Consider the following 13,837-nt stretch of genomic DNA (forward strand, 5'->3'; position numbering starts at 1 on the left):
CTTCTTGTCAGCACTCAAGATCGTCATCATTGCAAAGCTCAGTTCTGCCGAGGTCATCATTCAAAAGGCTGTCAGAGGGGAGGTTTATAAATTCATTTATGATATCTGTCGAAACGTTAAGTTTTTAAGCTAATTGAAGAAGCTAGACCACATGAACACATTGATGCTTGGAGTGGTATTATCACTGCTGTCGGCATTTGGCTGGGCATTTTCCTCAATACTGCTAAAGCTCAGCATGAAGAACAAAAGCGCCGTAACCGTGAATATAGTGAGGCTTTATATTATTGCAGTAGTTTACGCAATTTTCTTCACAATTAATGGAAACTGGAAAGAAGTCTTAAACATGACACCTCTTCAGCTTTTGGTTGCCTTTATCTCTGCGCAATTTGGATTTGTTATTGGTGATTACTTTTTCTTTAATGCTATGAAGATTATGGGAGTCTCAAGAACAGTTCCCATAACTTCTTCTTATCCACTTTGGGCAATTTTATGGGCTTATTTGTTTCTTGGGAAGAGCATTAATATTCAAATTGTACTCGGTGCATTTCTGATAGTTCTTGCCATTATAATTGTAAGACAGGGTGAAATTGAGGAGCATGTAAACATGAAGGGATTTGTGTTTGCTCTCTTAGCACCTTTATCATGGAGCTTTGCCATAATAACAATGGAGTGGCTCTCCTCTCAAATTTCCGCTTTTACTCTGGCTGGACTCAGAATGATGCTTGCTGCTTTGGGAATAAGTGTGTTCTTAGGGAAGTATGAAAGTGAAATAAAGGCAATTACAAAAAGAGAATTTGCAGCATTAACTGGGGCGGCGTTTTTAGGCTTGTTTGTTGGCCAATACTCTTTTGTGAAGGCAGTCAGCTTAGTTGGTTCTCCGATTGCAGCGCCGATTACAGCTGTAAATCCAATTATATCTGCTACATTAGCTATTCTTATTCTAAAGGAGCCCCCAAACAGCAAGATTTTGACGGGTTTAGTGATGGCAGTAATTGGTGTAATATTGATAAGCACAGCATAAAGGTTAAATTTTCATCATCCTAATTACTACTGCCGACAGCGAGGGTACAATTCGTACCCTCGTGGGCTCGGTCGAACCCGCCTCCGCAAGGTATCGGGCTCGATGAGCGGAGTGTGCTCACGCCGAGCCCATAGGGCCGGTGCATCCGCCCCCGTGAGCCATGAGCGGGGTGTCTCTGTTGCCGGCCCACAACTTCAAAAACTTTTATAATTCTCAAAGTCGATTTTAATAACTGGTGGTTATTGTGGTAATTCTTCCCCGCCCAATTGATCCGCGAGAGATAAAGAGGATTAGAAAAGAGTTGGGGATTACCCAAGAAGAACTTGCAAGAAAAGCGGGTGTAACTCAGGCTTACATAGCCAAGCTTGAGGCTGGAAAAGTTGATCCTCGACTTTCAACTTTCAACCGAATTCTTGAGGCTCTTCTTCAGTGTAAGAAAGCCCAGCTGAGAGCTAAAGATGTTATGTCATCTCCAATCATTGCTGTTAAACCTTATGATAATGTCGAGAAAGTAATCAAGCTGATGAACGAGCACAACATATCCCAAGTTCCCGTAATAGCTGGAAATAAAGTTGTAGGTTCAATAACTGATAAGATCCTCGTGAGAAAAAGCTTGGAATACGAGGATATCTATGAGAGGAAAGCTATGGAAGTCATGGAAGAGCCATTTCCCATAGTCAATGAGGAAGAGGATATTGAAGTCGTTAAGTATCTCCTCGAAGAGCATCCAGCTGTTATTGTGCAGAACAAAGAAGGTAAACCCATAGGGATAATAACTCGATCGGACTTGTTCAGGCTCAAGTAGTCAGCCAACCGTCCACTCATCACCGTTCAGCGTCGGAAGGCCTCATCCCTCATTAGAATATCTCTGCTTACAATTTTTAAATTCTAATCTTTGATTTTCTCCCATTTAACCAAACTCTCCTCCAATGCTTTTCTCACAGCTCTTCCAATTGAGATGCCAAGCTTTGTTGCAGTTCCAGCCCACTCTTCACTTCCCTCGTAAGCAAACACCCCAATCCCATCGCTCGTCGTTCCCGTTGCATTGTAGCCAAGCTTTAGCAGAGTATAAGTTTTTGCCTCCGTTGCAGTCATTATAGCATTTGCCAATGCTCCAACGGTTAAGCCCTCATGTATTATGAGGGCAATGTTTATCGTTCCAGGCTTCCATGGCGGAGGCTCATCACCCGCTATGGCGGGATTAGTTATTCCAGCAGTTACAAATGCCTCAGCTCTTCCGCTTTTTGCATGAGCGAGAACTTTTGGAATATCTACTGCTGTCATGAAGCCCACAAAATTCCTTAATCCATTCTGCTTTTCGAAATTAAGGCAGTCTTCTTTATAATTCCCATTATAATTCTTATGAACATGCATAAAGAAGAAGCCATTGGCCTTGAATAACCCGCCATTATGGGGAGCATTGCTCAGGCTGAGCATCGGCTCTTTGAAATGATGGATGTAGTGTTTGCTGAGCATGGATTTGAATACTCTTTTTCGTTTAAGAGCTTGACGATGCAAAAAGTTTCCATTTTCGGAATACTTTTAAGTGTCAGTGAGGAAAGTAGATGATTACATATGGAGGTGCCAGGAATGGACCCAATGGAAAAGATGCTTGATGAAGCTGCGAAGAATCCCAAGATGAGGAAAAAGCTTAAAGTCAAGGCACTGCTTTCACTTGTGCTTTTCTTTGTGTTTCTCTTAGCATTGTTCACTGCAATAGGCATGCTATGGGCCACAAAAAACGGAGCATTCCTTGGAATGACCAAGGCTCAAATCTTTGCACTTAGAACAAAAGTCGCTCTCGTTATGAACATTCTTATCATTGCCCACCTCATAGTTAATAGGAAAGTTTTCATTAAGGAGCTTAAGATTCTTTTTGGATGATTTTTGTCCCATTTTTATTTTGTAGTTCTGAAAATGCGCTGTTAATTATGCTGAATAAAACATAAAACTGAGAGAAAGAGCAACGGATTAAGCCTTCCCACCAATCTTTATAAGTCTCTCATAAAGCTCATCAACCTTCTTTGCAACATCATCAACGGTAAAGCCCTTCTTAACGGCCAGCCAAACTGCTCCTCCAGCTCCAACACCTTCCTTCACGTAGCCTCTCTCATAATCTTGCAGACCCTTAAACTTGCTCTTTGAGAAGTCAAGCTCAGCGTAGTAGTAGATTATGCCAATCTCTTTTGCAGTCTCTTTGAACGTTGAACTCTCATCATTCACAACCCACTTCGTTGTAGCAATCATGAATCTGTTCAAATCTTCTCCTATTGCTTTGAGGAGAGCAGCTATTGCCAGCATCTGAGTTCCGCCAGCTAAGACAACATCACCTTTGAATCCCTGGGAAAGTCCAATGACGGTTGCCATCATTGGGTCGCCAAACTCCTCCAATGCTTTTAAAGGCTCATCTACAAATCCACCTTTTTCAATGCCAGCTCTTTTGAAGCCTTCCATGATTACTTGCTCCTTTAAGCTTTGTGGGTTGTTTGGAGCTGCTGAGCTTGTTCTTGCCTCATACCCCAAAGCCCAGAGAACAGCTTGGGCTGTTGTCGTCCCTCCCGGCGTTGATTCACCAATTACGATTTCTCTCAGATTAAGTTTGCTCAGCTGCTCTCCAAAGAGCTTTGCCTTCTCTATTATTTCCTTGGCCTCTGGAAGAGCTTTCTCTCTGCGGAAGTCCCTTCCGACTACGTCGCTTATGTGAACATGAGGAACTAAAGGAGCTAGATAAGTCCCTCCCCTAACAATTACAATTGGAAAATCGGCCAGTTCTTTAGCGGCTTTAGTGATTATAGCCGGTGTTGGGTGCCCTTCTGGGGTTACAGGGATGACATCAATGATTTTAGGCTTTTCATAAAATAGATATTCGGCATCAGCAGGCGGCGTCAATTTGGTTAATTCTGGAGTTGCTCCCGCAACACTTATTCCTGGAATTGTGCTTATCTCAGTGTTTCCTAAGACTACCAGCATCATGGTGATCACCTTTGGCAATTTTATCCAACAAGCTTATATACCCTTCGCTCATATTTTTGCTAGAGATTGGACAAATAATCCAAGGGTGAAAATCATGAGGAGAAAAGTCACTCTGCTTTTGGTAGTTTTAATGTTTGGAGTAATAATAGCGGGCTGCATTGGACAGCAACAGACAGCAACTATCTCAACGGTAACAAAAGAGGTTACAAAAACCGAAACCCATACGAAAACTGAAACTACCACAAAAACCGTAACTGAAACTGTAACTCCAAAGAAGTATCCCCTCACTATAACTGATGACAACGGACGGAAAGTCACAATCGAAAAAGAACCACAAAGGATTGTATCATTGGCACCAAGCATTACTGAAACGCTGTTTTTCATAGGTGCTGGAGACAAATTAGTTGGAGTAACTCAGTGGGCAGACTATCCGCCACAGGTTGAGAAAATTACAAAAGTTGGTGGCTATGGAGAGTATGCTAACATAGAGGTAATAGCATCTCTCAAGCCCGATTTAATCTTGGCAGACAGCATGAGTTTGTCAATCCTCGATAAACTTGAAGAGATTGCTCCAGTCGTCATAATAAACCCAACGAGCATTGATGACATATATAGGAAAATTGAGCTTATTGGAAAAATCGTGAACAGAGAAGGCGAGGCAAAAGCAGTGGTTGAATTCATGAAAGCAAAGATAGCAGAGGTTCAAAACAGAGTAAAAGACAAGCCCAAAGTTAAGGTGTTCATATACTTAAGCCCCGGTCAATCCGGTATCTGGACTGCTGGAAGCGGAACTTTCATGGATGAAGCAATAAGCCTAGCTGGGGGAGAGAATATATTCCATGATGTGCAAGGTTGGAAAGAAGTCAGCATAGAGGACATACTCGCAAGAAATCCAGATGTCATAATAATGTCCTCAATGGGTGGTTATGCTGATCCAAATGCAATCTGTGGAACACCGCTAGAGAAAACAAATGCCGTGAAAAACGGAAGGGTTTATGTTTTAACCCTAGAAGAGGACAACATGCTCTCACGTCCTGGCCCAAGGATTGTCTATGGTATTGAAGCGTTGGCTAAGTATCTCCACCCAGAATCCTTCGATATTCAATTCATGCCATTTGCTTGTAAAGCTGAAGCTACTGGGTGATTCTTCCATTTTTAATTAATTTTTAGTCATTGCTCTAAGCTTCGAGAAGGCTGTTATGAAGCTGCAAGTCTCCATTTTGAGGTGAGTAATATGGGAAAAGCTCTCATGATCCAGGGAACATCTTCAGGAGCTGGAAAATCGCTCCTAGCATTAGCTCTGTGCAGAATCTTCTCAAACCTTGGCTATGACGTAGTCCCATTTAAAAGCCAAAACATGAGCCTAAATTCGGCTCCAAGTATAGAAGGAGGAGAGATCAGCAGGGCGCAGTATTTACAAGCTTTAGCGTGCAGAAAGAAGCCCTCAATAATGTTCAACCCAATTCTGCTCAAGCCAGAAGGGAACATGAGGAGTCAAATAGTTTTCATAGGAAAGCCAATTGGAAGTGTCTCCGCTCGTGAATATATGCTCTCAAAGAAAGAGGAGCTTTTTAAAAAAGCCATGCAGGTTTTGGATGAGCTTTTGGAAAACCATGACATCGTTGTAATTGAAGGTGCTGGGAGTCCAGTCGAGATAAACCTCAAGGATTATGATATTGCAAATATGCGTGTTGCAAAACATGCAAATGCCAAAGTCATTCTCGTTACGGACATAGATCGAGGCGGTAGTTTTGCCTCAATAGTCGGCACAATGGAATTATTAAGCAAAGAAGAGCGGGAACTCGTAATCGGCTTTGTCTTCAACAAGTTTAGGGGAGATGCGTCGCTTTTAAAACCGGGTTTTGACTATCTCGAGAAAAGATACGGGAAGAAAGTTTTGGGTGTGATACCTTATACAGAGCACAAAATTCCAGAGGAAGACTCTCTCGTTGAATTTCCGAAGATTAAAGGTGACTTGCATATTCAGATTGTTAAGCTTCCGCACATAAGCAACTTCACGGATTTTGAACCTCTCCACTGGGCAAACGGAGTTAACTACGTTACAAAAGCTGAGGAAATCAAAGGGGATTTAATCATAATTCCCGGAAGCAAGAATACCGTTGAAGACTTGCTCTGGATGAGGGAGAACGGCATTGAAGATGCAATAATCCAGGCGCATAGAGATGGGGCATTCGTTGTAGGAATCTGCGGCGGTTTTCAGATGCTGGGGGAAAAGATCATTGACAACATAGAATCAAAGCGTGGTGAGGTTAAGGGCATTGGTCTGCTGAAAGCTAAAACGGTGTTTGCTGAGACCAAGAGAACAAACCATTTGAAGGCTGAAATCCTATGGGAGCCGGTGAGGGGCTTAAACGTTGAAGGTTATGAGATTAGGATGGGGCGATCTGTATCAAAAAAGCCATTCTCAATAATACGTGAAATAAACGGAGTCAAGGCTTTTGAGCCCGAAGGAGCTGTTGGTAGAAGAGTTTTTGGCACTTACCTTCACGGAATCTTTCATAACTTTGAATTTACGGACCAGTTTTTGAACATGCTTCGCTTAGAGAAGGATCTTGAACCGATAACAGTGCAGAAGTGGAGTATTGAAGAGGAAATCGAGAGGTTTGCAAAGATTGTTGAGAGAAATCTCGACATTAGTTACATTTTGGACAGCTTGGGGCTGTAAATCAGCTTTGCAATTTTTTCTGCAAGCTCCAGCTCTTCTGGAGTGTTCACATTCAAAGCCAGTAGCGGGTTTGTAAGCTTGAAGAACTCTTCCCCTTCTTCAGCCACGGCATTTAACCCAACGATTGCATAGCCCCTGTAAATGATAGGACTAAGGTCTCTCGGAACAAGACTTGAGGGAAGAACACCTGTTAAGCTCGTCTTTCCATCAAAGGCTTTCTTGATGAGCCAGAAATCTAGAGCCTTCACAAAAGGAACGTCTGCAGAGACACTTATAAACGGTCCAAATTCTCGTAAAAGCTCTTGAATGTCATGCACATAACCTTTTCCAGAAGTTTCAATAAAAGGGATTCCCTCTCGAAGGCAGAGCTCTCTCGTTTTTGGAGTGTTTCTGCTCACTGCGATTAAAACGTCATCTACCTTTGAGGCCTGCTCGTAAACCCAGAGGAGCATCGGTTTATTGGCTATCCTGAGGACGGGCTTTTCCTTTCCCATTCTGGTAGATTTTCCGCCTGCTAAGATGATTATCATAAATACCACCAAATGAAAGCCAAGATCAAAAGCGTTCCGGCCCTCGTTATCTCAGCCACTGCTCCAATACAGTCACCGTTTAAGCCGTCGAAATTGTCCAAGCTGAGTTTTATGATGTAAGCTCCAATTAGAAATCCAAGAACACTAATAACCGCTCTCCACTCGTAGAGAAAGAAAGGCATCAGTAGGAGAGTGTAAATTATGGTCGCCAAAAGCAGTTGCTTTCTGTTCATAGCCTCCATAAAGTAAGCTCCCAATCCCTGTCCTAAAGGCTTCTTCGTGCTTAAAGCTAGAACCATCGCATACTTCGAGTTCAGCTCTGCCAGAAAAAGGGCATAGAACGGGGCGTAGCTCAAAGAGTAGACTTGGATGAGCAGAACCATTACAACAGCAAAAATTCCTGCTATTCCCGTGTTCAAGTCCTTCATAGCTTTAATCTTCCTTTCCCTGTCTCCTTTGGTCATAATCCCATCGGCAAAATCCGCTAATCCGTCAAGGTGGAGCAGACCTATGGTGAAATATAAGAACAAAACTGCTAAGATATTTTTCAGAGGAACGTTAAAATAAAGGACAACTGTGGATAAAGCAGAAGTAATGACTGCCAGCATAGGGAATGCCCAAATCTCCTGCCTTGCTTTTTCAAAGTCTCCATGTATTGGGATTCTTGTCATGAAGGGTATGAGGTTTCTCATTGAACCACCCGGCTAATTAATCCAATGTTGAAAAGCCTTAAAAATTCTTCCTCCAACTATTTGTGCAATGAAGAAGGAGCACTATCGAATCTTGCTTGTCATTGTGTTGGTTCTTGCCTTCGTATACACACTCGGCTTAGCTGGAATTTTGCCTTTTACGGTCAGTTATTATATCACAATATTCATGATTTTCCTGTTTCTCTTTCTTCGCTGGGAATCTCGGTTAAATCGAAATTCGTAGGCTCGAAGAGTTTTGTCATACAACCAGCTATAAACCCGCCAATTGCGTCATCCAAAAATGGTGGTAGCTCTTTTAAAATTCCTGGCTTTTTAGTGTCATAGTAGAAGAAGTTGAAAAGAGCTATCTTTCCGCCGATGTACTCTGCAATGTTGATGCCAATCAACTCATCTGCAATCAAATTAACCGGGTCCCCCTCGACTTTAAAGTTCTCCTCAAGCAGAATGGCGGCCATTAATAGTGATTGCACATTGATGTCACTGAGATAATAGAGCATCAGAGACTTAAGCTTCTCTCTAATTTTCTCAGTATCTTCTCCAATGTAAAGCTCCATCGCGGTATCAAGCATCTTTTCGAGGGTTATACATTTTGGTTCAAGTCTTCGGAGAATTTCTTCAGCTTTCATACTTTCACCAGCCTGAACCTCAGCCACCAATATCTTTCACTCTCCTCAACTTCCGCTGGCTTTAGCTCAAAGCTTTTCTCAAATAGCGGACATTTCAAAACCACCGTGTGGAACTCTGCAAACTCTCCAACCGAATCAACATTGGGATTTGCCTTCAAAAACTGCTCCAAATCTCTAATTGAGCGAAAGGTGTAGCCGAGCCACTCTTTGGAAAGCTTTTCCTTGTTCACGGCAATTATTGAATACTCGAAGCCAGCGTTTATTATCTCCTTCGCAAGCTCAAGCGTATCTCTGCCCCATAGCGGCTCTAAAGCTTTTGTTCCGCTCTTTTCAGCGAGCCACTCAACCCACTTTAGGTGGTCTTCAAGTAGGACATCTCCAGCGATTATGTAATCAACATCAAGGGATGCTATGAACTCAGCTAGGGCTTCACTTCCTTTAGTCATATCAAAGATCAAGAGCTCCTTATTCATTGCATCTGCAAGCTTTTTCAGCTCGCTTAGATTTTCATAGTGAGGTGAAGCTCCAATGGTGGTTTTTAAGACCAAGAGATATGGGACTTTGATCCCTTGTTTTTCAGCTAAGTATGTTGCATAAAGCCCATCTTTGCCTCCTGAAAAGAATGCCACACCCCTCAAATTTGTCCCTCCATTTTAGCTTGCTCATATTCCTCCCTTATCTTTTGAAGCTCTGCCTCATCAACGTATGGTATTATTGCTCCACAATCAATGCAAAGCCATGGATAGGCTCTGATGGCTCCACTAAAAGCTGCTTTCAAGCCTTTTTTCCAGGGAGCTCTCCAGAAATAGACTGCATGACCTTCCAGATTGCTTTTTGCTCTTATCATAGTTCCTCCACAGAAGGGACATTTTCTCGTTTCCACTAAAACCACCCAAAAATTACAGCAGCTTTGGATGTTTTATCCTTTGCTGTCCTTGATTATGTAATTACTGAATTATTTAATTAAGTAATTCGTTAATTACATAATACCCCTCTCTATATTTCAAGGCTGGAACAAGCTTTTCAATCAATTCAGGCTTCTTTAAAATACTCTTAAGTCTCTTTTCATGAGCTTTAAAGCTCCTTGAAAGCCAGGAAGGATATAACTTCAATCGCTCACCACACAAAAGTCCTTCTCTCTCGCATCTTTCCCATAACTCCTCAGCTCTTGCCTTTCCTTTCTCATAAGCTTCCAGATATAAATCCCATAGCGTCGGCCTCCTTGTCCACTCAACTTCTAAAAAGCCCATCCCACAGCAGTCAATGGTTTTAGGCTCGTGAATATTGAAGAGACCTTCTTTGCACGTTGCAAATGCTAAACCCCTCCTTTTGGATTCCTTTGCAAATAATTCTGCAGTTTTAAGTTTGTACTCAAGAGGAACTTGAATAAGGGGTGCTTCCTCGCTTGACGTCCTTGGCAGATACGACTCCCATTCTTTGCTGTAAACTTCGCTATAGCTGGAAAAGAGTCTTTTATAGAACTCAAAATTTTCTCTTTCAACTCTGAGAAACTCGATTATGACCATTCTAGCACCAGCCCAAGCAATTTCATCCAGGAAGTTTTCTACATCCCTATCGCTCAATCCGGGAATTAATGGCTGAATCCTCACTACTGTTGGAATTCCAACTTCACTCGCTTTTTCCACCAGCTTTAATCTTTCTTCAATTGGACTCGCCAAAGGTTCAAGGATTTTGACTTCCTTAGAATCTTTCTCTGCATTTATGCTGACTTGAAGAACCAACAAACCTTCAGATGCCAGGTCTTCAAGGACTTTGAAGTGCTTTTCTGATGGGTAGAGCTTTGTATTCACAATCACTGGTACTTTGAGCTTGTACGCCAGCTTAAGTGCTTTGAGTGTTATTTTAGCTGGAGGCTGGAATGGATCGCTTAAAGCCGAGAATCTAACCGGAGTTACTGGAATGTTCTTTTCCACGAGCTTTCCTAAGGCTTTGATTAATCTAAAAACATCAAAAATAGGCTTAAGACTTCCATGGGGACCTCGATACCATCTTGCATAGCAGTAAGCACATCCAAGTGAGCAAGTTGTGAAGACTTCTCCTCTAATTATGCTGTGACATAGACCACTCATGTGACTGCTTGTGCCGATTGTAAAGTATTCCAGCTTGACCATCACTGATATAAATGCAAGTTTTGATTTATATTCATGCTGCTGAGATTTGAAAGGCTGAAAAAGATCGGTGACATTTACATCAACCCGAGGAACTATAAAATCATGCCGCTATTTTTGAGAGACTGGAGGGATTTGCTCTCATTAGATGAGAAAACTTGTGGAATTTATGCTAAGACTATTTACAATCCAAAAGAGCGCTTTTTGATTAAAAGCGAGAAAGATGAGCAAAAGGCATTCAAACTTGTGGAGCTGTACAATGAGCTGCTTAAAAACCCCACCAAGTTCTGTCACAGGGAATACTACGAATATCAGCTTAAGGTTAAGCGATTTGAGGGCTTGCCTTTTGCCAATGGCTGGGTTGGTTCAAAGGTTGTTTTAGTTGGAGAAGCTCCGGGAAGGAAAGGCTGTGGATACACGGGAATATGCTTTTATAGAGATGCTTCCGGAATGTTGCTCAGAAAAGCTCTCTTTTCTCTCGACATTAACCCGGATTTTGTGTATATCACGAATGTTGTAAAATGCAATCCCCCAGAGAATAAGCTCAAAGGATTCGATGAGCGGGAGCTTTCCCTTATTAGGAGGGAGCTCGAAATATTAAGACCAAAAACAATTTTCGCCCTAGGAAGGACAGCAGAAAAAGCGTTGAAAAGAATTGGCTTTGATGCTGTCTATTTGAGACATCCGGCCTGGTATGTGCGCAGAGGCTTGAGAGAGCCAAATGACGAGATGCTTGAGGAGTATGGGGTTATAATGGAAGCTTTATGAGAACTATTTATCAGCTCTTGCTGAAACTCAAAAGTTAAAAGGACAAAATATCCAGCTATTCAGGATGAACATGGAATACCTCTGGATATTCATACTCGCGATCATCTGGGACTTAACTCTGGGTGAGCCTCCCGTTTTGCTTCACCCTACAGTGTGGTTTGGTAAGCTAATCGGTTTTTTTGATAGGCGTTGCAAAAGAAGGAGTCCAGCTTTAGATTTTGCTGCAGGAGCTTTTGCTTCCCTATTTGTGATTGCGTTTGCTTTTGCTCTTTCAAGGCTTCCAGAGTTTTTACCTAAATGGCTTTGCTTCGCTTTGAGCGTTTACCTCCTAAAGAGCTCATTCGCCATCAAAAGCCTTGCTCAGCACGTGAAAAACACAATAAAGGAGGATATTGAGGAGCAGCGAAAGTATGTCAGCTGGATTGTGAGCAGGGATGTATCAAAGCTGGATAGGGCTCATTTAAATTCAGCAGCAATTGAAAGCTTAGCTGAGAACATAACTGACAGCGTAGTTGCCCCTCTATTCTATTATCTCATCTTTGGGCTAAGTGGTGCTCTAACTTATAGAGCCGTAAACACCCTTGATGCCATGATTGGATACAAAAATGAACGCTATCTTTATTTTGGCAGGTTTGCAGCTCGTTTGGACGATTTGCTTAACTTCATTCCAGCCCGCATTACTGTTTTGCTATTCTTACCCTTTAATCCAGGAAAAGTCACAGAATACTGGAGAAAAGCTAAGTTCAAGCTTAACTCTGATAAGCCAATAGCCGCAATGAGTGCCGTTTTAGGGGTTTGGCTTGAGAAAAAAGGCGTTTACAGATTTGAGGGGAAAGAACCAGTGTTGGGGGATATTAAGAGAGCTTTGAGAATTTATTGGGTTGTCGTTGGAGAATGGATTTTAATATGCTCAGCGATACTCCTTTGGAGGTGTCTAAATGCTTAAACCAGTTAAATTTAAAGCTCACCACGGCGGTGCAAGAGAAGAGGGGCTGCTAGATTTTTCTGCTTCTCTAAATCCCTACCTTCCAGAATGGATAGATGATATGTTTGAACGTGCTAAGGCCTTAAGCGATCGCTACATTTATTGGGAAAAGCTTGAGGAAGAACTCTCGAATTTGATTGGCGAAAACGTAACAGTCACAGCGGGAATAACTGAGGCTTTGTATTTACTTGGCATCCTTGCGATGAAAGAGAGAAGAAGGGTAATTATCCCAAAGCACACTTATGAAGAATATGAAAGAATTGCAAGGATTTTTAATGCTGAGGTTATCAAAGCTCCAAATAACCCAGAAGCGTTGGCTGAATTTGTTGCAAAGAGGAGCATTGTCTTCTTCTGCAATCCAAACAACCCAGATGGCAAATTTTATCCGCCAAAAAAACTCAAGCCTTTAATACAAGCGGTGGAAGATACAAATTCACTGCTCGTCTTGGATGAAGCATTTATAGATTTCGTTAAAGATGCCGAAAGCCCGGAAGGAGAAAACATTGTAAAGCTGAGAACATTTACAAAAAGTTACGGTCTTCCTGGAATACGGGTCGGCTATGTCATTGGCTTTGATAGTGCATTCAAAAGCGTCAGAATGCCCTGGAGCATTGGATCTTTGGGCTATGCCTTTTTGGAGTTCGTTATCAAAGACGAATTTCAGCACTTAAAGAAGACAATGCCACTAATATGGAAAGAAAAAGGAAGAATAGAAAAAGCCCTCAATGTCAAAAGCGATGCAAACTTCTTCATAAAAAATGTTGGAGATGCAAAAAGAGCAGTTGAATTCTTCAAAAAGAAAGGAATAGCAGTTAGAGACTGCACCTCTTTTGGTCTGCCAGAATATGTTCGCTTCAGTGTGAGAAAAAGAGAAGAAAACGAAAAGCTGATAAATGCCTTCAGAGAATTCTTCCAATGCTCTCCATGACAGTGGAGGAAATCCTCTCTCTTGCAATCTTTTCTGCTGTTCTCCTTCTTATCTCGTCTTCGACTTCTTCTGGTCTTCCGAAGAATATTGCTTCTGCTGGGCACATTTCACTGCATGCTGGCTCTAGGCCGACCCTTCTTCTATCAGCACACATGTCACACTTTGTAACTACCTTAAGCCTCGCTTCATAGCTTGGAGCACCAAAGGGACAAACGGCAAGACACATCAAACAGCCAATACACTTTTTGGGGTCTATGATTACTGCACCATCAGTGTCCTTGTAGATAGCATTTGATGGACATACGTTCATACATGGAGCTTTCTCACAGTGTCTACAGTTTATTGGGATTGGCAAACCTGATTCCGTGTAGTAAATCTTTATATTGGGCTTCCCGTGGTGAATAAACTCACAAACGCTTTGACATGTTTCACAGCCAATACATAAGCTGTAATCAACGTGAAGAATTCTCCTCGCCATTTT

17 protein-coding genes are annotated in these 13,837 nt (G+C 42.1%); 8 read left to right on the forward strand and 9 right to left on the reverse strand.

Translation table 11 applies throughout. The features are described 5' to 3' along the window. The first annotated feature begins 151 nt into the window (after positions 1-151). Complete coding sequence (locus tag E3E24_RS02865; protein WP_167887156.1) at positions 152-1,021, forward strand: DMT family transporter; 870 nt, start codon at positions 152-154, stop codon at positions 1,019-1,021. 244 nt (positions 1,022-1,265) lie between these two features. Then, the gene (locus E3E24_RS02870) at positions 1,266-1,826 is read left to right on the forward strand and encodes a CBS domain-containing protein (protein ID WP_167887187.1); all 561 of its coding nucleotides are present in this window, start codon (positions 1,266-1,268) and stop codon (positions 1,824-1,826) included. A gap of 83 nt (positions 1,827-1,909) precedes the next feature. Here E3E24_RS02870 and E3E24_RS02875 read toward each other — a convergent pair whose 3' ends face one another. Continuing rightward, a complete protein-coding gene (locus E3E24_RS02875; RefSeq protein WP_167887157.1) occupies positions 1,910-2,497 on the reverse strand; it encodes an adenosylcobinamide amidohydrolase in 588 nt (195 codons plus the stop codon). Positions 2,498-2,611: 114 nt separating this feature from the next. Between E3E24_RS02875 and E3E24_RS02880 the strand changes: the two genes are divergently transcribed. Then, positions 2,612-2,905, forward strand: coding sequence for a hypothetical protein (locus tag E3E24_RS02880; protein ID WP_167887158.1), 294 nt, complete (start codon positions 2,612-2,614; stop codon positions 2,903-2,905). An 87-nt stretch (positions 2,906-2,992) separates the two neighbouring features. On the opposite strand, the gene cobT is transcribed toward E3E24_RS02880, so the two are convergent. Further along, positions 2,993-3,994 (reverse strand): nicotinate mononucleotide-dependent phosphoribosyltransferase CobT, encoded by a 1,002-nt coding sequence (cobT, locus tag E3E24_RS02885; protein WP_167887159.1) that lies wholly within the window; start codon positions 3,992-3,994, stop codon positions 2,993-2,995. Positions 3,995-4,088: 94 nt separating this feature from the next. On the opposite strand from cobT, the gene E3E24_RS02890 reads away from it, so the two are divergent. Together E3E24_RS02890 and E3E24_RS02895 are read left to right on the forward strand one after the other, a co-directional pair. Continuing rightward, on the forward strand, positions 4,089-5,138 hold the full coding sequence (locus tag E3E24_RS02890) for an ABC transporter substrate-binding protein (protein WP_167887160.1): 1,050 nt from the start codon (positions 4,089-4,091) through the stop codon (positions 5,136-5,138). Between the two features lie 90 nt (positions 5,139-5,228). After that, positions 5,229-6,680 carry a cobyric acid synthase gene (locus E3E24_RS02895; protein WP_167887161.1) on the forward strand — a complete coding sequence of 484 codons (1,452 nt, stop codon included), beginning with the start codon at positions 5,229-5,231 and terminating at the stop codon, positions 6,678-6,680. Here E3E24_RS02895 and E3E24_RS02900 read toward each other — a convergent pair. The 6 genes from E3E24_RS02900 to E3E24_RS02925 all read right to left on the reverse strand — a co-directional run bounded on the left by E3E24_RS02900 (position 6,653) and on the right by E3E24_RS02925 (position 10,678). Further along, positions 6,653-7,210, reverse strand: a complete 558-nt coding sequence (locus E3E24_RS02900; RefSeq protein ID WP_167887162.1) for an NTP transferase domain-containing protein — start codon at positions 7,208-7,210, stop codon at positions 6,653-6,655. The genes E3E24_RS02895 and E3E24_RS02900 overlap by 28 nt on opposite strands. After that, the gene (gene cobS / locus E3E24_RS02905) at positions 7,207-7,902 is read right to left on the reverse strand and encodes an adenosylcobinamide-GDP ribazoletransferase (protein WP_167887163.1); all 696 of its coding nucleotides are present in this window, start codon (positions 7,900-7,902) and stop codon (positions 7,207-7,209) included. Before cobS ends, E3E24_RS02900 begins: the two co-directional genes overlap by 4 nt. Before the next feature lie 182 nt (positions 7,903-8,084). Beyond that, positions 8,085-8,546 carry an alpha-ribazole phosphatase CobZ gene (gene cobZ, locus E3E24_RS02910; RefSeq protein ID WP_167887164.1) on the reverse strand — a complete coding sequence of 154 codons (462 nt, stop codon included), beginning with the start codon at positions 8,544-8,546 and terminating at the stop codon, positions 8,085-8,087. Beyond that, complete coding sequence (locus E3E24_RS02915; protein WP_167887165.1) at positions 8,543-9,184, reverse strand: diphthine--ammonia ligase; 642 nt, start codon at positions 9,182-9,184, stop codon at positions 8,543-8,545. Before E3E24_RS02915 ends, cobZ begins: the two co-directional genes overlap by 4 nt. Beyond that, the gene (locus E3E24_RS02920) at positions 9,181-9,429 is read right to left on the reverse strand and encodes a hypothetical protein (RefSeq protein ID WP_167887166.1); all 249 of its coding nucleotides are present in this window, start codon (positions 9,427-9,429) and stop codon (positions 9,181-9,183) included. Before E3E24_RS02920 ends, E3E24_RS02915 begins: the two co-directional genes overlap by 4 nt. 76 nt (positions 9,430-9,505) lie before the next feature. After that, positions 9,506-10,678: a radical SAM protein gene (locus tag E3E24_RS02925; protein WP_240912214.1), complete on the reverse strand. Its 1,173-nt coding sequence runs from the start codon at positions 10,676-10,678 to the stop codon at positions 9,506-9,508. 33 nt (positions 10,679-10,711) lie between these two features. Here E3E24_RS02925 and E3E24_RS02930 point away from each other — a divergent pair, with 33 nt between their 5' ends. From E3E24_RS02930 to E3E24_RS02940, 3 genes are all read left to right on the forward strand, one after another. Then, the gene (locus tag E3E24_RS02930) at positions 10,712-11,443 is read left to right on the forward strand and encodes a uracil-DNA glycosylase family protein (RefSeq protein ID WP_167887167.1); all 732 of its coding nucleotides are present in this window, start codon (positions 10,712-10,714) and stop codon (positions 11,441-11,443) included. 70 nt (positions 11,444-11,513) lie between these two features. After that, positions 11,514-12,389 carry an adenosylcobinamide-phosphate synthase CbiB gene (gene cbiB / locus E3E24_RS02935; RefSeq protein WP_167887189.1) on the forward strand — a complete coding sequence of 292 codons (876 nt, stop codon included), beginning with the start codon at positions 11,514-11,516 and terminating at the stop codon, positions 12,387-12,389. Further along, a complete protein-coding gene (locus tag E3E24_RS02940) occupies positions 12,382-13,356 on the forward strand; it encodes an aminotransferase class I/II-fold pyridoxal phosphate-dependent enzyme (protein ID WP_167887168.1) in 975 nt (324 codons plus the stop codon). The genes cbiB and E3E24_RS02940 overlap by 8 nt, the downstream gene beginning before the upstream one ends. Here the strand turns inward: E3E24_RS02940 and E3E24_RS02945 are convergent. After that, a complete protein-coding gene (locus tag E3E24_RS02945; protein ID WP_167887169.1) occupies positions 13,328-13,834 on the reverse strand; it encodes a 4Fe-4S dicluster domain-containing protein in 507 nt (168 codons plus the stop codon). The two genes, E3E24_RS02940 and E3E24_RS02945, sit on opposite strands and share 29 nt — an antisense overlap. Positions 13,835-13,837 lie beyond the last annotated feature (3 nt).

It is taken from the genome of Thermococcus sp. LS2 (assembly GCF_012027375.1).
In the GTDB taxonomy this organism is placed as follows: domain Archaea; phylum Methanobacteriota_B; class Thermococci; order Thermococcales; family Thermococcaceae; genus Thermococcus_B.